The 21,264-nt window shown below is 59.3% G+C and carries 24 protein-coding genes and 1 pseudogene; 12 read left to right on the top strand and 13 right to left on the bottom strand.

Going from position 1 to position 21,264, the window contains the following annotated elements; genetic code table 11:
- Window positions 1-30: 30 nt before the first annotated feature.
- From fliJ to fliR, 9 genes and pseudogenes are all read left to right on the top strand, one after another.
- On the top strand, window positions 31-471 hold the full coding sequence (fliJ, locus tag AKL28_RS02525; protein ID WP_050466476.1) for a flagellar export protein FliJ: 441 nt from the start codon (window positions 31-33) through the stop codon (window positions 469-471).
- Between the two features lie 47 nt (window positions 472-518).
- Entirely contained in the window at window positions 519-1,814 is a 1,296-nt protein-coding gene (locus AKL28_RS02520) for a flagellar hook-length control protein FliK (RefSeq protein WP_050466475.1), read from the top strand.
- A 152-nt stretch (window positions 1,815-1,966) separates the two neighbouring features.
- Window positions 1,967-2,477, top strand: a pseudogene (fliL, locus tag AKL28_RS02515) (flagellar basal body-associated protein FliL).
- A gap of 23 nt (window positions 2,478-2,500) precedes the next feature.
- The gene (fliM, locus tag AKL28_RS02510) at window positions 2,501-3,505 is read left to right on the top strand and encodes a flagellar motor switch protein FliM (RefSeq protein WP_050466474.1); all 1,005 of its coding nucleotides are present in this window, start codon (window positions 2,501-2,503) and stop codon (window positions 3,503-3,505) included.
- 2 nt (window positions 3,506-3,507) lie between these two features.
- Window positions 3,508-3,963 carry a flagellar motor switch protein FliN gene (gene fliN, locus AKL28_RS02505; protein WP_050466473.1) on the top strand — a complete coding sequence of 152 codons (456 nt, stop codon included), beginning with the start codon at window positions 3,508-3,510 and terminating at the stop codon, window positions 3,961-3,963.
- Window positions 3,964-3,982: 19 nt separating this feature from the next.
- Window positions 3,983-4,537, top strand: a complete 555-nt coding sequence (fliO, locus tag AKL28_RS02500) for a flagellar biosynthetic protein FliO (RefSeq protein ID WP_156226216.1) — start codon at window positions 3,983-3,985, stop codon at window positions 4,535-4,537.
- Window positions 4,521-5,342, top strand: coding sequence for a flagellar type III secretion system pore protein FliP (gene fliP / locus AKL28_RS02495; RefSeq protein WP_414735678.1), 822 nt, complete (start codon window positions 4,521-4,523; stop codon window positions 5,340-5,342). The genes fliO and fliP overlap by 17 nt, the downstream gene beginning before the upstream one ends.
- A 9-nt stretch (window positions 5,343-5,351) precedes the next feature.
- On the top strand, window positions 5,352-5,621 hold the full coding sequence (gene fliQ / locus AKL28_RS02490) for a flagellar biosynthesis protein FliQ (RefSeq protein WP_050466472.1): 270 nt from the start codon (window positions 5,352-5,354) through the stop codon (window positions 5,619-5,621).
- A 66-nt stretch (window positions 5,622-5,687) separates the two neighbouring features.
- Window positions 5,688-6,491 carry a flagellar biosynthetic protein FliR gene (gene fliR / locus AKL28_RS02485; RefSeq protein ID WP_050466471.1) on the top strand — a complete coding sequence of 268 codons (804 nt, stop codon included), beginning with the start codon at window positions 5,688-5,690 and terminating at the stop codon, window positions 6,489-6,491.
- Window positions 6,492-6,576: 85 nt separating this feature from the next.
- On the opposite strand, the gene flgL is transcribed toward fliR, so the two are convergent.
- The 11 genes from flgL to flgB all read right to left on the bottom strand — a co-directional run bounded on the left by flgL (window position 6,577) and on the right by flgB (window position 17,698).
- Complete coding sequence (gene flgL, locus AKL28_RS02480; RefSeq protein ID WP_050466470.1) at window positions 6,577-7,710, bottom strand: flagellar hook-associated protein FlgL; 1,134 nt, start codon at window positions 7,708-7,710, stop codon at window positions 6,577-6,579.
- Window positions 7,711-7,735: 25 nt separating this feature from the next.
- A complete protein-coding gene (gene flgK, locus AKL28_RS02475) occupies window positions 7,736-10,030 on the bottom strand; it encodes a flagellar hook-associated protein FlgK (RefSeq protein ID WP_050466469.1) in 2,295 nt (764 codons plus the stop codon).
- Window positions 10,031-10,207: 177 nt separating this feature from the next.
- On the bottom strand, window positions 10,208-11,185 hold the full coding sequence (gene flgJ, locus AKL28_RS02470; protein ID WP_050466468.1) for a flagellar assembly peptidoglycan hydrolase FlgJ: 978 nt from the start codon (window positions 11,183-11,185) through the stop codon (window positions 10,208-10,210).
- Window positions 11,186-11,271: 86 nt separating this feature from the next.
- The gene (locus tag AKL28_RS02465; protein WP_231602322.1) at window positions 11,272-12,330 is read right to left on the bottom strand and encodes a flagellar basal body P-ring protein FlgI; all 1,059 of its coding nucleotides are present in this window, start codon (window positions 12,328-12,330) and stop codon (window positions 11,272-11,274) included.
- 98 nt (window positions 12,331-12,428) lie between these two features.
- A complete protein-coding gene (locus tag AKL28_RS02460; protein ID WP_050466466.1) occupies window positions 12,429-13,088 on the bottom strand; it encodes a flagellar basal body L-ring protein FlgH in 660 nt (219 codons plus the stop codon).
- 52 nt (window positions 13,089-13,140) lie between these two features.
- Window positions 13,141-13,923 carry a flagellar basal-body rod protein FlgG gene (flgG, locus tag AKL28_RS02455; protein WP_050466465.1) on the bottom strand — a complete coding sequence of 261 codons (783 nt, stop codon included), beginning with the start codon at window positions 13,921-13,923 and terminating at the stop codon, window positions 13,141-13,143.
- A gap of 45 nt (window positions 13,924-13,968) precedes the next feature.
- Entirely contained in the window at window positions 13,969-14,709 is a 741-nt protein-coding gene (gene flgF / locus AKL28_RS02450) for a flagellar basal-body rod protein FlgF (protein WP_050466464.1), read from the bottom strand.
- A 110-nt stretch (window positions 14,710-14,819) separates the two neighbouring features.
- Window positions 14,820-16,082 carry a flagellar hook protein FlgE gene (flgE, locus tag AKL28_RS02445; protein ID WP_050466463.1) on the bottom strand — a complete coding sequence of 421 codons (1,263 nt, stop codon included), beginning with the start codon at window positions 16,080-16,082 and terminating at the stop codon, window positions 14,820-14,822.
- A 39-nt stretch (window positions 16,083-16,121) separates the two neighbouring features.
- Entirely contained in the window at window positions 16,122-16,847 is a 726-nt protein-coding gene (locus tag AKL28_RS02440) for a flagellar hook assembly protein FlgD (RefSeq protein ID WP_050466462.1), read from the bottom strand.
- A gap of 11 nt (window positions 16,848-16,858) precedes the next feature.
- Complete coding sequence (flgC, locus tag AKL28_RS02435; protein WP_050466461.1) at window positions 16,859-17,263, bottom strand: flagellar basal body rod protein FlgC; 405 nt, start codon at window positions 17,261-17,263, stop codon at window positions 16,859-16,861.
- 6 nt (window positions 17,264-17,269) lie between these two features.
- Entirely contained in the window at window positions 17,270-17,698 is a 429-nt protein-coding gene (gene flgB, locus AKL28_RS02430) for a flagellar basal body rod protein FlgB (protein ID WP_050466460.1), read from the bottom strand.
- A 210-nt stretch (window positions 17,699-17,908) separates the two neighbouring features.
- Here flgB and flgA point away from each other — a divergent pair, with 210 nt between their 5' ends.
- From flgA to AKL28_RS02415, 3 genes are all read left to right on the top strand, one after another.
- On the top strand, window positions 17,909-18,637 hold the full coding sequence (gene flgA / locus AKL28_RS02425; protein ID WP_174525323.1) for a flagellar basal body P-ring formation chaperone FlgA: 729 nt from the start codon (window positions 17,909-17,911) through the stop codon (window positions 18,635-18,637).
- A 164-nt stretch (window positions 18,638-18,801) separates the two neighbouring features.
- Window positions 18,802-19,113 carry a flagellar biosynthesis anti-sigma factor FlgM gene (gene flgM, locus AKL28_RS02420; protein WP_050466459.1) on the top strand — a complete coding sequence of 104 codons (312 nt, stop codon included), beginning with the start codon at window positions 18,802-18,804 and terminating at the stop codon, window positions 19,111-19,113.
- Window positions 19,114-19,139: 26 nt separating this feature from the next.
- On the top strand, window positions 19,140-19,601 hold the full coding sequence (locus AKL28_RS02415) for a flagella synthesis protein FlgN (protein ID WP_050466458.1): 462 nt from the start codon (window positions 19,140-19,142) through the stop codon (window positions 19,599-19,601).
- Window positions 19,602-19,705: 104 nt separating this feature from the next.
- Here the strand turns inward: AKL28_RS02415 and AKL28_RS02410 are convergent, their stop codons facing one another.
- On the bottom strand, window positions 19,706-20,440 hold the full coding sequence (locus tag AKL28_RS02410; protein WP_050466457.1) for an RNA polymerase sigma factor FliA: 735 nt from the start codon (window positions 20,438-20,440) through the stop codon (window positions 19,706-19,708).
- A gap of 5 nt (window positions 20,441-20,445) precedes the next feature.
- Window positions 20,446-21,246 (bottom strand): MinD/ParA family ATP-binding protein, encoded by an 801-nt coding sequence (locus AKL28_RS02405; protein ID WP_050466456.1) that lies wholly within the window; start codon window positions 21,244-21,246, stop codon window positions 20,446-20,448.
- Window positions 21,247-21,264: the final 18 nt, after the last annotated feature.

The following is a 21,264-nucleotide window of genomic DNA, read 5'->3' as shown; positions in this document are numbered from 1 at the left end:
CCTGCCCCCAAAAATATAATCGTAGCTATCATGGCTACCCCCTCCGCACTTGAGACGCTGATCGACTTGGCGACCAAAGAAACCGACGATGCAACCAAGCGTCTCGGCCGGGCGATCCGCGTGAGCGAGGAAGCGCAGCAAAAACTTGTTATCTTGCAACAATATCGCGACGACTACGCTGCGCGGTTCCAGGAAACCCTGACGACCGGACTGACGGCATTGAGCTACCGTAACTTCCAGCTCTTCATCGAAAAGATCGATACTGCGATCACCGGTCAGCAGGACGTGGTGTACAGCACCCAGCAGAGAGTGGCCGATGCGCGGCTGGCATGGCAAGCCTGTGAACGCAAGCGCATGTCCTATGACACACTGGCAGTACGCGCCAAGGAAAAGGAATTGCAGAAGGAAAACCGCCGCGACCAGAAGACAACGGATGAACATGCGTCGCGCATGACCTTCTACAAACGATAAACCAACGACCGACCAACGATCAGCAAGTTACTGGACAGGCCTATCCCATGAATACATCCCTGCCGCTGTTGAATGTGATCACCGGCTCGCAAAGCGCCGCCACTGGTTCGCGTTCGTCCAATCCGGCCGACAGTTTCACGGCCGATGTCCCATTCAACCAGGTGCTCAACAGCCAGGTCAGTAACCGCAACGCCGAAAACAAATCGCAGGACAAGCCGCGCGCAGCCGAAGCGCCAGCGCAGCCGAGCCAACCCGTACAATCTTCGGCCGCTGCCAGCAGCACCACACCGTCTACTTCCACCTCTACCGCTTCGGCCGACAAGAAGCAAGACGACGGCAAAGAGGATGACAAGGCCGACGACAGCACCGCCCAAGCTTCTGCCGAACTGCTGGCTCTGGTGGCCAACCTCGGACAGAACGTGGTCAAGCCGGTCACCAACGACAAGGGCGAAGACACCGATGCCGATCTGCTGGCGCAAGCCAAGCGCAGCACGCCGAAGCTGTCCCTGCAGAGCGATAGCGATGAACAGCCGCAGGCACTCGATGGCAAGGGAAAGAAAATCGACTTCTCGGCACTGCAAAGCAGCGTCAGCGCCAACAACGCCAAGAAGGAAGCCACACCCGAACTCGTGCAGCAAAATGCCGATACCGATGCTGCCGCACGCCCCACCAAAGGCGACAAACCCGCCATCGATTTGACCGCCGATGCCAAGGCGGCGCCAAAGGAAGACACCAGCACATTGGCAGCCCGGGCCCAAACCGCCAAAGCCGCGCCGGAGCTGGCTGCGGTGAAGCAGGATGCGCTGCAGGCAGCGCCTGCCCCGGTAACAATGCCGGCCATGCAACAAACCATTGCCGCCAACCAGCCGCAAGCGGTGTTCGGCGCCGCCTATACCGACAAGATCCAGCCCAACGTCGGCAGCGCCGGCTGGGACCAGGCGGTCGGCCAGAAAGTCACCTGGATGGTCAACGGTGGCATCCAAAGCGCTTCGCTGACGCTCAATCCCCCTGACCTCGGTCCGCTGCAGGTCGTGCTCAGCGTGAACAACTCGCATGCCGACGCCACCTTCATTACCGCCCAACCCGAAGTCAAGCAGGCGCTGGAAGCCGCCATGCCCAAACTGCGTGAAATGATGGATCAGGCAGGCATCCAGCTGGGCCAGGCCACGGTCAACACCGGCATGCCCAACCAACAGCAAGGCGCCAGCGGCCAGCAGGCTCGCAAGTCGTCCTCTTCCGGCAGCTTCGGCGGCAAAGACGAGGATGGCGACATCGCGGTGGCAGCCACGGGCAACGCCGCAGTCACCAGCAGCGGCCTGGGCTTGGTCGACACCTTCGCCTGAGCTGAGCAAAGCACAGCATAAGAAAAACAGGCAGCAAGCATATGGCAGTACCGGGGAATCGAATTATCGTCCGCGCCGGACTCAACAATAAGAATTCTTTGCCGATAAGCACATATCAAGCAACACGCGCTGACGAACAGAAAGGAAAGTAGATGGCAACAAAAGGTAAAGCCCCGGCCAAGAGTGCGGAAGTAGAAGCGGCTCCAGCGAAATCCAGCAAGAAATTGTTGTTCATCATCGTCGGCGTCGTCCTGGTGCTGGTGATTGGCGGGGCGGCGTTCTTCATGATGGGCGGCAAGAGCAAGAAGAGCGAAGAGCATGCCGAAGAGAAGGTCGAAGCCAAAGCGCCGACCTTTGTGGTCATCGAACCATTCGTCGTCAACTTGCAGCAGGAAACCGGCGACCACTACCTGCAAGTGGCCATGACCCTGCAAGTGCCCAACAGCGACCGCCGAAGCGCTCAAACTGTACATGCCGCAGGTGCGCAGCCGCTTGCTGATGGTGTTGTCGAGCAAGAAAGCATCTGACCTCCTGACCAGCGAAGGCAAGCGCAAATTGACCGACGAGATCATCGACCAGTTGGGCGAACCCTTCTCCGGAAGCGGCAAGGGCCCCGCGATCACCGACGTGTTCTATACGTCCTTCGTGATCCAACAGCAGTAAGAGCGTAAGAGAAGTCAAATACCATGGCCGAGCACTTTCTATCACAGGAAGAAGTCGATGCCCTATTGAAGGGTGTGACGGGAGATGAAGACGAAGACAAAGTCGTCGAAGAAGCTCCTGGTACGGTACGTACCTACAACCTGGCAACGCAGGAACGCATCGTCCGCGGACGCATGCCCACGCTCGAAATCATCAACGAGCGTTTCGCCCGCCTGTTCCGCATCGGCCTGTTCAACTTCATCCACCGAACCGCCGAGATCTCGGTCGGTCCGGTGAAGGTGTCCAAGTACAGCGAGTTCATCCGCAACCTGGTGGTGCCGACCAACCTGAACCTGGTCCACATCAAGCCCTTCCGCGGGATCGGCCTGGTGGTATTCGACCCGCAGTTCGTGTTCATGCTGGTGGACAACATGTTCGGCGGCGACGGCCGTTTCCATACCCGTATCGAAGGACGCGAATTCACGCCCACCGAGCAGCGCATCATCATGCGCGTGCTGGAAATCACCTTCGAGACCTATTCCAAGTCTTGGGAGCCGATCTATCCGATCGAATTCGAATTCATTCGTTCGGAAATGAATACCCAGTTCGCCAACATCGCCACGCCCAACGAAGTGGTTGTGGCCACCACCTTCACCATCGAGCTTGGTCCGGTCAGCGGAGAAATCCACATCTGCACGCCCTACTCGATGATCGAACCGGTGCGTGACCGCCTCACCAGCAGCATGCAAGGTGAAGCGCTGGAAGTCGACAAGCGCTGGATCCGTCTGATGAAGCAGCAGATCCAGACCGCTGAAGTCGAACTGATCGTCAATTTCGGCACTGCCCGCGTTACCTTTACCGACCTGCTCAACATGAAAGTCGGCGATGTGATCCCGCTGCAAACCACGCAGACCGTCAATGCACAGGTCGATGGCGTGCCAGTGATGGAATGCAGCTACGGCCAGTTCAATGGCCAATACGCCCTGCGCGTCGAAAAGCTGCTTTCCATCACCCAAAATGAACCACCGGAAAGCTTTCAAGGAGAGTAGCAATGGCTGATGAGAACGTAGAAGGTCAAACCGCGGCGGAGGATGATCCGTGGGGCGCGGCCATGGCCGAACAGACGCAAGCCGAGGAAGAGCAGAAAAAAGGCCAGATGGAAGATGAGCAGGGCATCGCCGCCCAGCCGGCAGCAGCCACCGTCTTCAAAGACCTGAGCTCGACCGATATCCAGACCAACACGCCTAACGACATCGATTTCATCCTCGACATCCCGGTTCAGCTGACAGTCGAACTGGGCCGTACCAAGATCGCCATCAAGAACCTGCTGCAACTGGCGCAAGGTTCGGTGGTCGAGCTGGACGGCATGGCTGGTGAGCCGATGGACGTGCTGGTCAACGGCTGCCTGATCGCCCAGGGCGAAGTGGTGGTGGTCAACGACAAATTCGGTATCCGCCTGACTGACATCATCACGCCGGCAGAACGCATCCGTAAGCTGAACCGCTGAGCGCGACGGCCGCCACTCAATGAATCGCTTCTTCGCAGCATCCTCTTCACGCAGCCCCCGGCGGACGCCATCTGGTTCCAAACCTGTGTCCGCCCTGCTCCTTCTGGGCGCCGGCTGCATCCTCCACCTCAACCAGGCATGGGCGGCAGACAACGCCGGCACAGCTACGCCCGTAGCATCGTCGCTGCCCTCCTCCAGCGGCAGCGTGCTCACCATGCTGCTCGGCCTGACTGCGGTATTGGCGCTGATGGCCGGGATCGCCTGGCTGTTCAAGCGTTTTGGCCTGGCGCAGAACCTGACCGGCAATGCCGCTGCCAAGGTAATCGGCGGCGTCAGCGTGGGCACGCGTGAGCGTGTGATGGTGATTGAGGTCGGCGACCAGTGGATCGTCGTCGGCGTTGCACCTGGCCGCGTCAATGCGCTGGCCACGATGCCGCGCCAGGAACACGCAGCGGCCCAGGCGGCCAAAACAAATGGGCCGGCGTTCTCGTCCTGGCTCCGGCAAACCATGGATAAACGTAACAGCGACGCCACCAACGGTGGCCGCGCAGGCAATGATGGCAGCACAACCTAACCCGCAAGGGACGCGATTCGGACACGCTTTCCGGCTTCACCCATGGACAGCCGGCGCGGCATCGCTGCTGCGCTCCGGCCGTTTTTGGCTCCTTCTCCTGCTGTGCCTGCCGTTGGCGGCATCGGCCCAGCAAGGCATCCCCGCATTGAGCAGCACGCCAGCGCCTGGCGGCGGCACGAATTACACGCTGCCGATCCAGACGATGCTCCTGCTGACATCGCTGTCGTTCATTCCGGCGGCGCTGCTGATGATGACATGCTTCACCCGCATCGTGATCGTGTTGTCGTTGCTGCGCCAGGCCCTGGGCACGCAATCGACGCCACCCACCCAGGTGCTAGTGGGGCTGTCGCTGTTTCTGACTTTCTTCGTGATGGGGCCGGTGTTCGACCGCATCTACACCGAGGCTTACCAGCCCTTCTCGGAAAACAAGATCCAGATGATGGAGGCCCTGGACAAGGGCGCCGCGCCGCTCAAGGAGTTCATGCTCAAGCAGACCCGCCAGTCCGACCTGGCGCTTTACGTCAAGCTCTCGCGCGGCCCTGCGCTGCAAGGTCCGGAAGACGTGCCGCTGCGCCTCCTGATTCCAGCCTTCGTCACCAGCGAACTCAAGACCGCGTTCCAGATCGGCTTTGCGATCTTCATCCCCTTCCTCATCATCGACATGGTGGTGGCCAGTATCCTCATGTCCATGGGGATGATGATGATGTCGCCGGCCATCGTTTCATTGCCGTTCAAACTGATGCTGTTCGTGCTGGTCGACGGCTGGCAATTGTTGATCGGCTCCCTTGCCCAAAGTTTTTATTAGGAGAGCCTGATGACTCCTGAAAGCGTCATGAACATGGGCCGCCAGGCCATGGAGGTTACCCTGCTGATTGCAGCGCCGATGCTGTTGACGGCGCTGATCATCGGCTTGCTGGTCAGCATCTTCCAGGCCGCCACCCAGATCAATGAACAGACCCTGTCGTTCATTCCCAAACTGGTCGGCGTATTCCTTGCGCTCATCATCGCCGGCCCGTGGATGCTCACCATCATCCTGGACTATATGCGCACCATGTTTTCCGGCATCCCCGCCATGGTTCAGTAAAACCACTGCGGCGAGTTCATCCTCCTTTGCGGGCGGCGTCGCAGCCTGCCCGCGGCATCGCTTCAAATGATCAACTTCACCAGCCAGCAACTCTATACGTGGATCGCCATGTTCATCTGGCCGACTACCCGTATCCTGGGCCTGCTGGCGACTGCGCCGCCCTTCGGCAGTGCCAACGTACCGATGCTGGTCAAGGTGATGCTGGGAATCGCGATAGCGCTGGTGATCGGACCTGACGTACCGATACCGGCTGCACTCGACCCCATGTCGATGGCCGGATTGCTGGTCCTGGCCCAGCAACTGATCATCGGCCTGTCCATGGGCTTAGCCATGCGCATCGTGTTCGCTGCCGTCGAAGCAGCGGGTGAATTTACCAGCGCCACCATGGGCCTGTCATTCGCAGCCTTCTTCGATCCGCAAACCCAAGGCCGTACCTCGGTAATCAGCCAGGTGTTCTCGCTGTTGGCGACCATGGTGTTCCTGAGCCTGAACGGCCACCTGATCCTGCTCTCGGTCATGGCGGAAAGTTTCCATACCCTGCCCATCTCCGCCCAACCCATCACTGCGGAAGGCTTTCACAGCCTTGCCCTGTGGGGGACGCGCATATTCAGCATGGGACTTCAATTGTCGCTGCCACTAGTGATCGCACTGCTGATCACCAACTTTGCACTGGGCATCCTGACGCGCGCGGCGCCGCAACTGAACCTGTTCGGTATCGGCTTTTCAGTCACCATGCTGTCCGGCTTCATCCTGATCGGCCTCGGCCTGCCTTACATGCTGACGCCGCTGCAGCACTTCCTCTCCGACGGCATAGAAATGGTGCGCCTGCTGAGCAACATGTCGCCCATTGCCGCTGGCTTCAAACCCTGAGCAAATCGTTCCCCCAACAAAAAAGGCGAACCACGGTTCGCCTTTTTTGCTACATACACGCCCAGAGGGCGCCAGGGCCTTCTTATTACTTCAGGTAGTTCAGCAACGTCAGGCTGCTGGTCGACACAAACACTTTTTGTGCCGCCGCCAGGTAAGTCTGCTTCAGCGTCAGGTCGCTGATCAGTTCAGACACGTCGGAAGTATTGCGGCCCAGCAGGTTGTTGATCGTTGCAGTGTAGTTCTCATTCTTGACCAGGCCGGCGGCGTCCAGGCTATCCAACTCATTCTGGCGTGCGCCGACCGATGCGGTAGCGGTGCCGACGTTATTGATCATGGCATCGAACTGCGTGCCGAACTGGGCCAATTGGCGTGTCAGAGCGGCTTGGCTGCCGACCACCGGAGTACGCGCCGCATCGGCGGCATCCGACTTCAGTTTGGCAGCCGCGGCCGCGGAAAACTTGGCTGCATAGGTGGGATCATTGGGATCGGTTGCATCCAGCGTCGCCTGCGCAGTCTTATATGCCTGGATCGGGAACTGGCCTGTACCTGCAGGATACTCAAAAGTGTTGGCGGCCGTTTCGTCGGCATTGTTGGCGGCCTCGGTCACCGGCACCGACAGCACGCTGATCAGGTTGTTCATGGTCTGGAAAATATCCTGGCCATTGCCCTGGAAAATGGATTGGCCGGAAGCGCTGATTTCCATCTGGCGGGTCGAATCGACCTGCAAGGTCATCGAACCCTGGTCGCCGTTGTACACGGCATTGCCATTGCCATCCAGCGTAAATGGCTGGGTGGTGCTCTTGAAACCGGAGAACAGATAATTGCCCTGGCCATCGGTTGCATTGGCGTAGCCCAGCACTTCCTGGAAATTGCCCTTCAGCTCGGCAGCCAGGTTGGCGCGTTCGGCATTGCTGAACGACTGGTTACCGGCCTTGATCCCGTCCGACTTCAGCTTGGTCAGCATGTCGGTGAAACTGGAAAGCGTACTGGCAACCTGCGCCAGTGAACTGTTGGCGTTCTGGCGGTTGATTTTATACTGGTCGTTCAGCGCCTGGCTCTGGTTCAGGTCCAGCGCACGAGCGGAAGACACCGGGTCGTCCGATGGCACCAGCACCTTCTGGCCGGCCGAAACCTGTTGGTTCAGCTTAAGGAGCTGGCCTTGCATGTTTGTCAGATCGTTATTGCTCATCTGATACAACATCTGGGTGCTAATACGCATGTCAGTCTTCCCTCAAAATCTTCGATTAATTGCCCAGCGTGAACAACACGTTGAGCATGTCGCTGGCCGCCTGGATGATCTTGGCCGCAGCCTGGTACTGCTGCTGGTTCTTGATCATGTTGGCCAGCTCCTCATCCTGGTTGACGCCGGACTCGGATTGCTGTTCCGCTGTAATCGCCGCCAACCGCGCCTTTTCGGCGGTGCTGGTCACATTGATTTCGTTGGTCTTGTTGCCAATCGTTGCCACAAGTTGCGAATACGATCCCTGATAGGTGGTATTGCCAATGGTGTTCTTGGTCTGCAAGCCTGCCAGCAGCAGCGCATTACGGTTGTCGGAGGTACCGTTGGTATTGGGCGAGATGGTGAATTGGTCGCCATTGGCCGGTTGCCCGCTGATGGCGAACGTCATACCGCCGAAGGTGTACGAATCCCCGGCGACATACGGCAAGCTAGTCGCGCCGCCGGCGATAGCCGTCGTCGTGCCGTCCTTGTGGGTAATGACGCCGCCAGCCGCCGGTACCGCAGGGGAAATCGCGAAACCGACCGGCGCTGTCGTCGAATAGGTCATCTTCATCGGCGCCGTCAGCGGCGATGCCAGATAATTCGAGTCGACCGAACCCGCGCTGATGGAGGCCGTTCCCTTATTTCCGGCCACCGGAGCGAAATTGAAATTGTCGCCGGCAACCGGTGTGCCGGACAGCGTGAAACTCACGCCGCCACTGCTCAGCGTGGAGCCCGGGACGTAATTGAATGCCGTACCTGCCGCCACTGTGCTGGATGTACCATCGGGCGCCGTGACCGTGATAGACGGCGCGGGAGCCACCCCCGCCCAAGTGCCGGTAAGCTGCAGTTGCCCACCGCCGCCAGTGCTGACGGCAAAACCCAGCGTCGAACCTTGCGTAAAGACCGACGTATCCAGCGACGTGTTGGATGCGATGCCGCTGCCGGTATTGCCTGTCGTGCTCAGGCCCACGCTGCTGGCAGCATTGCCGCCCGTGACGATGGGCGCTGCCGCCGCGATCAGCTGCGTATTGGTCAGCGCCAGCGACAACTGTGCGGCGCCATCGACGGTAGGCTTGATCTTGAAGCTGTCGCCGGCGGCCATCGTCACCCCGGAATACGACACGCCATCCACCACCGGCGCCGGCACGGCGGCCGGGTTGATGACGGTCTGGGTATTGTCGGACAGGCGGGTGACGGTGTAGTTGGTACCGTCATACGACAGGGTGTAGTCGCTGGTGGTCAGCGCCGAAGCATTGGTGATGGTTGCCGTCATCGCGGCAGTCGGGCTATTGGTCGACTTGCCCGACACCGCCGGGCTGGCGAGGTTGAAGAAGTTGGTGCCGGCCACGCCATTCTGGTCCAAACCCAGCTTTTGCTGGTCGTTGAACGTCGAACCAAGGATCGTGGCAATACGGCCCAGGGAATTCTGTGCCGGATCGAGCGTCTCCGTACGGTATTTCAGCAAACCGCCCAGGCTGCCGCCGTCGTAGAAGAAACTGTCGGGAATGATGGCGGTTTTACCGCCGGACACCGGATAACCGATCTGCAGGCGCGACACGTCATCCGGGGAAGGCGTCGCCACCAGCGTAGTCACCAGGTCGCCCACCACCAGCGGCTGGCCGGAACCGATGAACACGCTAAGCGAACCGTTATCCTGCGGCACGGTGCTGACCTTGACGTACTTGTTGATCTGGGCAATCACCTGATCGCGCTGGTCCAGCAGGTCGTTCGGCGCCTGGCCGCCGCTGGCGCCTTGCGCCTTGACGATCGCCTGGTTAAGCTCGGATAACTGGACAGCGTACGAGTTGACCGTACTGACGGTCGAGGTGATCTGGTTATTGACGCTGGTACGGCTTTGCGCCATCTGATCGTTCAGGCTCTGGAAGCGCGCCACCAGGGTGGAAGCCATCGACAGCACGGATTGCCGCGACGCATCGGTATTCGGATTGGAGGCCAGGTTCTGGACGGCCTTGAAAAAATCCTGCAGCGCAGGCGACAAGCCGGCGTCCTTATCGGCCAGCAGATTGTCGAGCTGGGAGATCTGCGAATAGTAGGAATCCAGTGAGCTGGCTGTTGTCTGCGATGCCAGTTGTTGCTTGACCAGGAAATCGTTATAGACGCGCTTGATCTCGGCAACCTGGGTCCCCTGCCCAACAAAGCCATAGCCATAGTTGATGCCGCCAGCCGTGCTTTGGACGACAACCTGGCGGTTGTAACCGGGAGTGGTCGCATTCGAGATGTTGTGGCTGGTCGTGGCTTGGGCTGCCATCGCCGCCTGCAACGCGCTCTGACCGATGCTAAAGATATTGGTTGCCATGCTGGATCTTCTTTAACGGAATAACCAAGTCTACGGCACGCTTTACAAAAACTTTAGATCGGACCGGCCGTTTTTGTTTCCGGCCGGCACCGATCAGCGTTGTACGCGTGCCGAGAACCTGGATTCACGATGCCATCGGACAATCGAACGACTCCCGATGAGCGTGTGGGCCGGTTCTTATGCCGACAAGGATTGGCGGATGATGCGTGAGAGCTTCTCGGCATAGTGCGGATCGGTCGCGTAACCTGCGCGCTGCAAGCCATAGGCGAATCCGTGTGCGTCTTGTGCACTGGCGAGTACCTTCTCGTAACGCGGATTACTGCGCAGCAAATTCGCGTAGTCGCGGAAAGCGTCGGCATACGAATCATATGCACGGAATTTTTCCACACGCTTTTGCGGCTTGCCGTTGATATATTCGATCGTAGTCGCTTCGATAACCTTACCTGTCCAGTTGCCGGTAGCCTTGATGCCGAACAGGTTGTGCGCCGAACGTCCATCGCGGGACGTGATTTCCTTTTTGCCCCAGCCGGTTTCCAGGGCCGCCTGGGCCAGCATGAACTTGGCCGGAATGCCGGTCATGCGGCTTGCTATTTCGGCATCTGCCTGCAAACGGTTCTGGAATGCCTCGACATGCGCGGGCTTGTTGGAGCGGCGCTTGTTGCGTCCCTGTCCATTCTGGTCGGTGCCATCAGCAGCTTGCTGGTTGGCAAAACTCTGGATGAACTTGGCGCGGTCGGCTTCGCTCATGTCCTTGACCAAGGGGATGTTCATCTGCAAACCGTCGTCCAACTGCTGTTGCTGCTGCTCCAGGTCCTGCGCGTCCGGCAATTTCTTCGGCAATGAGGCGGACAGTTGGCGCGTGAGCACATCGGCCAGGCCGATACCGCGCTGCGCCAGGTTCTGGCTCATCTGCTGGTCCAGCATGGAGGTGAACATCTTGGTTTGCTCGTTATCGAACGGACCATTCTGCGGCGTGGCATCGCGCATGCTTTTCATCATCATGTTCAAGAACAATGCCTCGAACTGCTTGGCCGCCCCCTTGACCGCTTCCGGCGAATTACCATTCTGCCGTGCCGTCTCGCGCAGGCTGTTCAGCCCATTCGCATCGACGGCCAGATTTTCGGTCGGATTGGATGGGTTGATCTTGTTGAGCATGAAGTACCTTGATTGGCAATCAGTTATTGTTGGCAAGGCAGATAACGACGTCAGCCTTACTGCCTCTTACTGCATAAACGCCGTGTTTAAATCACTTCAAGCTCGGCACGCAACGAACCCGCCGCCTTCATGGCCTGCAAGATCGCCAGCAGATCCTGCGGTGTCGCACCGATGGCGTTAAGCGCCTTGACCACATCGGCCAGCGAAGCGCCGCCCTTGAGCAGCATGACCTTGCCGGGTTCCTTGTTGATCGAGATCTGCGCATTCTGGACAGCTGCGGTCTGCCCGCCGGCCAGTGCATTTGGCTGGCTGACGGCATTGTCGGCCTGGATCACCACCGACAGGTTGCCGTGCGATACGGCGCAAGTCTCCAGCATCACGCTCTGGTTCATCACCACCGAGCCGGTACGCGCATTCAGGATCACCTTGGCGGCCAGCTTGCCCGGCGTCACATCGACGTTCTCCAGCGCACCCAGGAAGGCCACGCGGTCGCCGCTGGAAATCGGCGCACGCACGCGAATCACGCGGCCGTCCTGCGCCACCGCGGTATCCGACCCAAACCGTTTGTTGAGCGCGTCCACCACGCGGCTGGCGGTAGAGAAATCGTTATCGTTCAATTCCAGCATGACCACCTCGCCGCCGCCCAGCGTACTGGGCACTGCGCGTTCCACGGTGGCGCCACCGGAAATACGGCCTGCGGAAAGCTGGTTGATGGTGGTGCTGCTGCCTGCCGCCGAAGCGCCAACGCCGCCTACCACGATGTTGCCCTGGGCGATTGCATAGATCTGGCCGTCGGCACCCTTCAAGGGCGCCATCAGCAGCGTGCCGCCACGGATGGTCTTGGCGTTGCCGATGGAAGACACCGTGACGTCGATCAGTTGGCCCGGCTGCGCAAAGGCCGGCAAGGTCGCAGTCACCATTGCCGCCGCCACGTTCTTCAACTGCATGTTGCTGCTGGTGCCAGTCGGCACGTTCACACCCAGCTGCTGCAGCATGCTGATCACGCTTTGCACGGTAAACGGAGTCTGGGTGGTTTGGTCACCGCTACCATCAAGGCCGACCACGAGACCGTAGCCGACCAATTGGTTTTGCCGCACGCCCTGGATGCTGGCGAGATCCTTCAGGCGCTCGGCATGTGCCGGCATGGCTGCGACGACGCACAGCCCCGCCGCAACGGCCAGCAGCCCCTTGCGAACCAGGTTCAAAGCGGAAAACCTTTCCTTAAACATTACAAAACCCCACATCAGAAAGGAGACACGCTAAAGAAGAAACGTCCAAGCGAAGACATGAACTCTGCCATGTCGACGCGGGTATTGGTGCGATATTCGACCTTGGCATCGGACACCACGGTCGAGGAAACGGTATTGCCGGTCTGGATGTTGTCCGGGCTCACGGTGCCCGAGAAACGTACGTATTCCACCCCCTTGTCAAGGGCGACCTGCTTTTCCCCGCTTACCACCAAGTTGCCATTGGGAAGAACCTCAGTGACCGTGACGCCGATGGTGCCGGTAAAGGTATTGCTGGAGCTGATTGCACCCTTGTCTTCAAACGTATTGGACGACGTTCCGCTGGCCGACAACTCTTTGATGGTGGTACCGAAAATGGTCGGCGCCGGCGATGCGACCGTGCCGGTCTTGCTGGCCGAACTGCCGGCGGTCTTGCCTGCGCTGGTCTTTTCATTGATCACAATGGTCAGCGTATCGCCGACCAGGCGCGCACGGCGGTCTTCCAGCAACGGGCGATACACCGCCGACTGGAAGATCGCGCCGGACGTCGCTGGCGCATACGACGCTGGCTGGGGGCGCGCCGTCATCGGCCCCTTGACAATGGATTCAGGCACGGTGTTGCAGCCGGCGACGGCAAACGTACCCACAACGGCGGCGAGCTTCAGCAAGCGATTCATAATTGCCTCATCCTTCTTCAAACTGCTAACTACCCATTCAACTGCTTGACGATTACAACTGCGAAATCTTGGCCAGCATCTGATCCGAGGTGGTGATCGCCTTGCTGTTGATTTCATAGGCGCGCTGGGTCTGGATCATGTTGACCAGTTCTTCCACCACGTTGACGTTCGAAGTCTCTACATAACCTTGCCACAATGCACCGGCGCCATTGGTACCCGGTGTATTGGGGTTGGGCGTGCCCGACGCTGAAGTTTCCACATACAGGTTTTCGCCGCGGCTTTCCAGGCCGGCCGGGTTGATGAAGGTCGCCACCTGGATGGTGCCGATCTGCGTGCTCGCAGTAGAACCCGCCTGCATGATGGAGACGGTGCCATCGCGGCCCACCGACAGCTTGGTGGTGTTCTGGGGAATAGTGATGGGCGGCTGCAATGTGTAGCCGCTGGAGGTCACCAGTTGCCCCTGGTTGTCGGTCTGGAAGGAACCGTCGCGAGTGTAGGCGGTGGTGCCATCCGGCAGCAGGATCTGGAAGAAACCCGCACCCTGGATCGCCAGGTCCTTGTCATTGCTGGTCTGGTTGACGTTGCCCTGCGTGAAGATGCGCTCGGTTGCCACCGGACGCACGCCGGTACCGATCTGCAAGCCCGACGGCAGTTGGGTCTGCTGCGACGACTGCGCGCCAGGCTGACGCACGGTCTGGTACAGCAGGTCTTCGAACACGGCGCGCGAACGCTTGAAGCCGTTGGTGCTGACGTTGGCCAGGTTGTTCGAAATCACGTCCAGCTGCGTCTGCTGCGCATCCAGGCCGGTCTTTGAAATCCAAAGGGAACGAATCATTTATTTCTCCGGTAATCGGCGATTACACCAAGGCAATCAGAATAATCAGGTCAAGGACAGAATCTGGGTCGCCTTGGTCGAATCGCTTTCGGCGGTCTGGATCATCTTCATGTTCATTTCGAACTGGCGCGAGAGGTTGATCATGTTGACCATCGCCTCCACCACGTTCACGTTGCTGCCTTCCAGCGCACCGCTGGCCAGGCGCACATTGGCATCAGGCTGGGCGGCGCCGCCGGTGATGGTACGGAACATGCCATCATCGCCGCGCTTCAAATTCTTATCGTCAGGATTGACGAGCTTGATGCGGCCCAAAATGTTGACCGCATTCGGAATGCCATCGGTCGGGATCGTGGACACGGTGCCATCAGAGGCGATCGCCACAGTCACATCCGGTGGAATGGTGATCGGACCACCATCGCCCAGCACAGGCTGCCCGGACTGGGTCTGCAGAACGCCGTTCTCAGTAGTCTTGAAGCTGCCATTGCGGGTATAGGCCTCGCCGCCGTCCGCCGTTTGCACGGCGATCCAGCCCTTGCCCTGCACCGCTACGTCAAGCGCCCGGCCGGTATCCTGGATCGGCCCCTGCGAGAAATCGTTACCTGCCGTGGAGTCCACCACGAAGGCGCGCGTAGGCAAGCCATCGCCCACCACCGGCGCCGAACGGAACGTATTGAGCTGAGCGCGAAAACCCGTCGTCGTAGCATTGGCCAGGTTGTTGCTGGCGGTGGCCTGTTGCTCAAGCGTGTGCTTGGCGCCCGACATCGCTGTGTAGACCAGACGATCCATAGAACCCCTCTGCGCGGTGAAGCCTGGCCCCACCGCTGATTGAAACCGGCCGCCGGCAATGCCGGCGGCTTTGAAGCATATGCGCCCCGAAGAGCGCATCCATCATCCGATCAACGCATGCTGACCAGGGTCTGCAGGACGGTATCCTGCACCTTGATGGTTTGCGAGTTGGCCTGATAGACGCGCTGGGCCACGATCATGTTGACCAGTTCGGCAGTAAGGTCGACGTTGGAGTCTTCCACTGCGCGCGCTTGCAGCGTACCGAGACTGCCGGTCGTGGGTACGCCGACCATCGGCGTACCTGCATCTGCCGTCGCTTGGTACAGGTTATTGCCGATCGGCTGCAAGCCGTTCGGGTTGGCGAAATTCACCAGGACCACCTGCCCCAAAGTCTTGGTCTGCTGATTGCTGTAGGAACCGATGATGCTGCCGTCCTTGCCGATCGAGAAGCTCGAGAGCGTACCCGGCATCATGCCGTCCTGGCTTTGCGCCAGATTGGCAAAAGCCGAGCCGGTCTGGGTCGAACCGGTATACGTCAAAGCGATGGTTCCCGGGAAGGTGCCGCCGGCCTTGGTGTAGTTGGTCATGTCCAGCGTCATGCCGGTGGTCGCGGTCATCGCGCCGGTCGAATCGAAGGTCATGGTGCCGATCACGGTCGGGACGGCTGGGGGGCCGCCTGCAGCAACAGTAGTGCCGTCGACAGTCGCGTAAATATTCCAGGTAGTGGTCGGCGGGGTACCTGCGGTTGCATTCTTCACGTAGTAAGTCTGCACGCTGTACGGGTTGCCGAGGCTGTCGTACAGCGTCACGCCGGTCGAGTTGTTGTACGAATTCGGCTGGGCCGGATCAAAAGGAGTCACGGTCGGCACACTCTGGCGCGAATCCAGGTTCACCTTGGTGCTGATTTTAGTGGTAGCCGTAGCAGGCATCGCCGAGGTATCGATCTTCAGCGCTACCGGGTCGCCGCCAGACACGCCTGCAGCATACCCCATCAGGTAAGCCCCATTCATGCTTGGATTGATGATGTAGCCGTTCTTGTCCAACTGAAACTGGCCATTGCGGCCATACATCGGCGCTTTGCTGTCCGGGCTGGCTGCCATCTGGAAAAATCCGTCGCCGTTGATAGCGATGTCCAGCGGGTTGTTAGTCGTGGAGATGTTACCTTGAGTGAACGACTGAGCCACGTTAGCCACCATTACGCCGATGCCCACCGGCGAATTGCCGGAACGGTTCATCGAATTGGCATACATATCCGCAAACTCCGCCTGCGCCTGCTTGAAGCCGACGGTGCTGGCGTTAGCGACGTTATTACCGATGACATCCAGGCTCTTTGCCGCGCCGTTCAGTCCGCTCAACCCTTGTTGAAAACTCATTTGATACTCCCTTGACTCAAAAGATATCGGTAATAACGATTAAAGGATTTGCACGACATCGGTTGGCTTGATGGCGCCGATGTTCGAGACGTTGAGCTTGATGCTGCCGTCAGAGGCCGTAGTCACGCTGGCAACGGTGCCAAATGCCAGCGCAGTTGCATTCACGCCGACGCCGTTATTGGCGGCGTTCACAGTAAAGGTGTAGCTGCCGTCCGCAGCTTTGCCGCCGGCGTCATTGGTGCCATCCCAAATCACTGGCAGCGTGCCGGCAGCCTGCGTTCCCAGATCCATCGTGCGCACCACGGCGCCGGTGGAATCCTTGACGGTGACGGTGACTGAAGATGCCGTCGAATCCAGCTGTACGCCGAACACCGCCTTTTGCGTTGTGGTTTCGGTGCCGTCTGCGGCCTTGGTTGTGTCCGAGGTCAATTGGATGTTGTTGCCCGCCGCCAGCACACTGTGGCCGATCATATTTGCCGATTGCAGCGCTTGCGAGGAATTCAGGTTACCCATCAGGGTCGACAGCGTGCTATTGAGCTGGCTAATGCCCGAGACAGTCGACAGTTGCGCCATCTGCGTGGTCATCTGCGAATTGTCCATCGGGTTGCTGGGATCTTGGTTCTTCATCTGCGCAATCAAGAGCGACAAAAAGCGCTTCTGAATCGCATCTGGACTGTTGTCGTTGAGGCTGCTTGAGTTACTGGTGGAACTCGTGCTGCTCGTACCGTTCATGGACGTCAGCAAATCGGAAGATACGGTGGTCATGGGCTAGATTCCTATTGGCCGATGGTGAGGGTTTTAACCAGCATGGACTTGGCGGTATTCATCGTTTCCACGTTGGTCTGGTAAGAACGCGAGGCGGAGATCATATTGACCATTTCCTCGACCGGATTGACATTGGGCATCGCCACATAACCGTTGGCGTCGGCCATCGGATGCTTGGGATCGTAGACCAGCTTGGGCGGCGCCTGGTCTTCGACCACTGCCGCCACCTTCACGCCACTGTCCTTAACGCCGCCGACCGGAATCGCCTGAAACACCACTTGCTTGGCTTTGTAAGGCGTGCCATCCGGGCTGGTCGCGCTGTCGGCGTTGGCGATGTTGCTGGCAACGGTGTTCAGGCGCTGCGACTGCGCGCTCATGGCCGAGCCGGCAACATTGAAGATATTTGAAAGGGACATGGCTTATCAACCCGGTTGGATGGCGTTAATCATGGCCTTGATCTGGCCGTTGACTGCGGTGATGCCGGCTTCGTAACGAATCCCGTTATCGACGAACTCATTGCGCTCGACGTCCATGTCGACGGTGTTGCCGTCGACGCTGCCCTGGGTCGCGGTGCGGTACAGCAGCGGCGAGCCGCCAATGCTGCCCTCGCCCGAACTGGCGGCCTCGCCGGCGACGTGCGCAGCAGCAGTACGCGCCATCTGCAGCGGGGGCAAAGCGGTCGATTTGTTATCCAGGGCATTCTTGAGCGCATCGGCGAAATTGACGTCGCGCGCCTTGTAGTTCGGCGTATCCGCGTTGGCAATATTGGATGCCAGCACCTGCTGGCGCTGCGCACGCAGGTTCAGCGCCATTTCGTTGAAGCGAAAAAAGTCGTCGAGCTTTGAGACCATCAGGCCCTCCTGGAATACCGGCGCCGCTCAAGTTATTGCGGACTACGCCGATGATGGAATTACATAAGCTCGATCATACGGTTGCCCCTGAAAGTTTAATGGGCGATAAGCAGAGAAAAGCCTCCCTTGTTCCTGCTTTTGACCTCGCGCGCGCGAAGTAACATTGCTGCCAAGATTCGCCAATGCCCCGCAAGGGGCGAGTTGCAAAAAATGAAACACCCTTTCCGCGTATTGCGCCATGCCGTGGCCGCCCTCGCCCTGCTGGCATGCGGCCTCCAGGGTGCGCTTGCCCAAACCGACCCGAATACCCCCCAGCGCCAGGATTTGCCTGCCTTGCAACAAGTGGCCGAGCAATTCCTCAAGATGCAGACTTCCGGTTTGCCCGGCAGCGTCACGGTCGATGTCGACCCGGTAGACGCCCGCCTCAACCTGACAGCCTGCATCGAGCCGCAAGCCTTCATGCCCAACGGAGCACGCCTGTGGGGCCGGACCACCATCGGCATCAAGTGCGTGGCGCCCGCCCCATGGACAGTGTATGTGCGCGCCAATGTCCAGGTGATATCCGACTACTTGGTGGCAGCCGTACCGCTGGTCCAGGGGCAAACCATCAGCGCCTCTGACGTCACGCGCATGCGTGGCGACTTGTCGGCATTGCCCAACGGCATTATCACCAACGAATCCCAGGCTGTGGGACGGGTAGTCTCAATGTCGGTACGCGCCGGCACCCCTTTGCGCATGGACAGCGTGCGCAACCAGCGTGTGGTGCAACAAGGCCAGTCGGTGCGCGTCGTTTCCAACGGCCCCGGCTTCCAGATTTCAACCGAGGCGCGTGCCCTGACCAACGCATCCGAAGGGCAAATGGCGCAGGCACGGACGACTGCCGGACAGGTTGTCAGCGGCATCGCCAAGGCGGGCGGGATTCTGGAAATCAACTATTAATACACGGCAACTCATTTCCCGTCGGAACCCACTTGGGACGGACGCAAAGAAAAATAGCGACAGGAATCAAATTGCAGTGCCAACTGTTAAAGTTTGCAGAAAAATAGCCGATAATCTAAGCGACAGGCGGTGCAATGCACCCTCACCCTACAAGGAATACTGCCGTGAACGTTAATGACGCCCTGAAATCCACCGCCGGACGCACCACCGAGCAGACCCAGGCCCAGCCGCGGTCGGGCGTGCAAACCGGCAGCAGCGCAGCCTCGACGGCCGCCGCGTCGGACAACGTGCGCCTGTCGGCTACCTATCAGTCGCTGGAAACCAAGGCAAACAACAGCAGCGGCAGCTTCGATGCGAAGAAAGTCGCCGAAATTAAAGCTGCCATCGCCAACGGCACTTTCCAGGTCGACCCGGATAAAGTCGCCAGCGGCCTGCTCGATACTGTCCAGACACTGATCAACGCACGCAAGGCTTAATCCGAATCGGTACGGATCACCCAACAATGAACAACCCGGCACAAAGTCTGACACAGGAAAAAACGGCGCTGGCCCGGCTGGTTGAAAAACTGCGCCAGGAGCAAGCACTGCTCTCCGAGACTGCGTCCGAAGGCATGACCGACCTGATCAGCGAAAAGGCTTCCATTGTTGCCGAGATGACCACGCTGGCTGGCCATCGCCATCAGATCCTGGCCAGCCTTGGCTACGCCGACGATGAAGGCGGCATGCAACAGTGGATGAATGAACACAGTTCGGATGACGACAAGGAAATCTGGGCTGCCCTGTTCGATCTGGCGCAAGACGCCAAGGAATTGAATCGCGTCAACGGCATCCTGATCGGCAAGAAACTGTCGGTCAATCAAAGCGCCTTGACCATCCTGCAAGGCAAATCCAATGCGGGCAACTTCTATGGCCCGGATGGCCAAAGCAGCATCAAGTCAGTCGGCCGCCGCCTTGGCGTAGTTTGAAACCGGCGAGGCTTCCTCGGCAGAAACCAGTACGCCCACATGCAAAAAGCCCGGTACATACCGGGCTTTTTTATTGCCGCGCCAATGGTGCATCGGCCCAGGGCTCAGGCCACTCCAGACCAGGAATGCTCACGCAGATAGGAACGCATGCGCGATATCGCCTGGCTATGCAGCTGGCATACGCGCGACTCGGACACGCCCATCACCGCGCCAATTTCCTTGAGATTCATTTCCTGCTCGTAATACAGGCCCATCAGGATTTGCTCGCGCTCCGGCAAGGCGCGGATCGAATCGACCACGGCCTCACGAAAACCGCCATTGATCAGGTTGCGCAGCGGATCGTCGGTTTCAGTTGATTGGTAGCGGTCCAGGAAATGCTCATGGCCGCTGTCGTCATCATGGAAATCTTCGTAGTAAATCAGTTGATGGCCGCCGCAATCGGTCAGCATGGACTGATATTCGGCCAGGCTGATCTTCATGCGCTGGGCGACTTCCGCCTCTTGCGGCTGGCGCCCCAACTGCTGCAGCAGCGACTGCATCGCGTCTTCCACTTTGCGCGCGTTCTGGCGGATGCTGCGCGGCAGCCAGTCGCTGTTGCGCAGCTCATCCAGCATGGCGCCGCGGATGCGCTGAACCGCGTAGGTCTCGAACTGCGCACCATGCGTTTCTTCATAACGGTTGACCGCATCCAGCAGGCCTATCATGCCAGCCTGGATCAGGTCGTCTACCTCGACGCTAGGGGGCAACTTCGCCTTGAGCTGATGCGCCAGCTTCTTGACCAGCGGCGCATGCAGCTCCAGCAAATCGTTCTTGCCTGTTTTTCCCTTGACGTTATACATGCACGTCACACTCCCATACTTGCACCGTCGGTTGCCATTCCGTAAGTGCTTTTAACTGCATCCTGACCAGCAAGCTGCTTGGCCAGGCGATGGAAGGCGATCGTCGCACCCGCGAACGGGAACACATCCATCACCGCCCTGCCTTGCCCGCAGGCTCGCCGGATATGGTCGTCAGCCGGGATCGATCCGAGGAAGTTCAATTGCGCCGCCAGGTAGCGGCTGGCCGCCTGCGCCATGTTGGCATAGATGGTCTGCGCTTCCGCTTCGCCGGCGTCGTTGACGATGAGGCTGAACGGACGGCGTCCGACTTTGTCGGTGAGGCCCTTCAAGAGCACGTAGGCGGCCTTGATCGACGATGCCGTCGTTGACACCTGGATGACGATCTCGCCCATTTCCATGGTCGATACCGGGAACGAATGATCCTCCGCCAATACGCCGTTGACCAGCGTAATTTCGGCTTGCTCAATCAGCGTATCGAAAAGTGCAGTCAACCGGCCTGCTTGCGGATGACCGGCTGCCGGCACCGCGCGGCGCGCGATGCGGGCCATCGAGAAACCTTCCGGAAGCAGGCGCATTGCCTCATGCATCGGCCGCTCCTGATGGGCCACTTCCTGCAACGTGGCAACATCGTGGCGCAAGCCGATACGGGTCAGCAAGCCCGACGATGCAACGCCGCCGTCAATGAGCAACACGTTATGGTTAGCCTGGCTCAGCGATGTCGCAAGGTTGATCAGCATCGCGCTTTTCTCTTCCTCGCCCAGTACCGACAAAAAGGTAAACAGGCGCGGCACCGGACGCTCCAGCATCCGGCGCAGCCCTGCTGC

It is taken from the genome of Herbaspirillum chlorophenolicum (assembly GCF_001189955.1).
Classification (GTDB): Bacteria; Pseudomonadota; Gammaproteobacteria; order Burkholderiales; family Burkholderiaceae_D; genus Herbaspirillum; species Herbaspirillum chlorophenolicum.
This window is presented reverse-complemented; position numbering and strand designations above follow the sequence as displayed.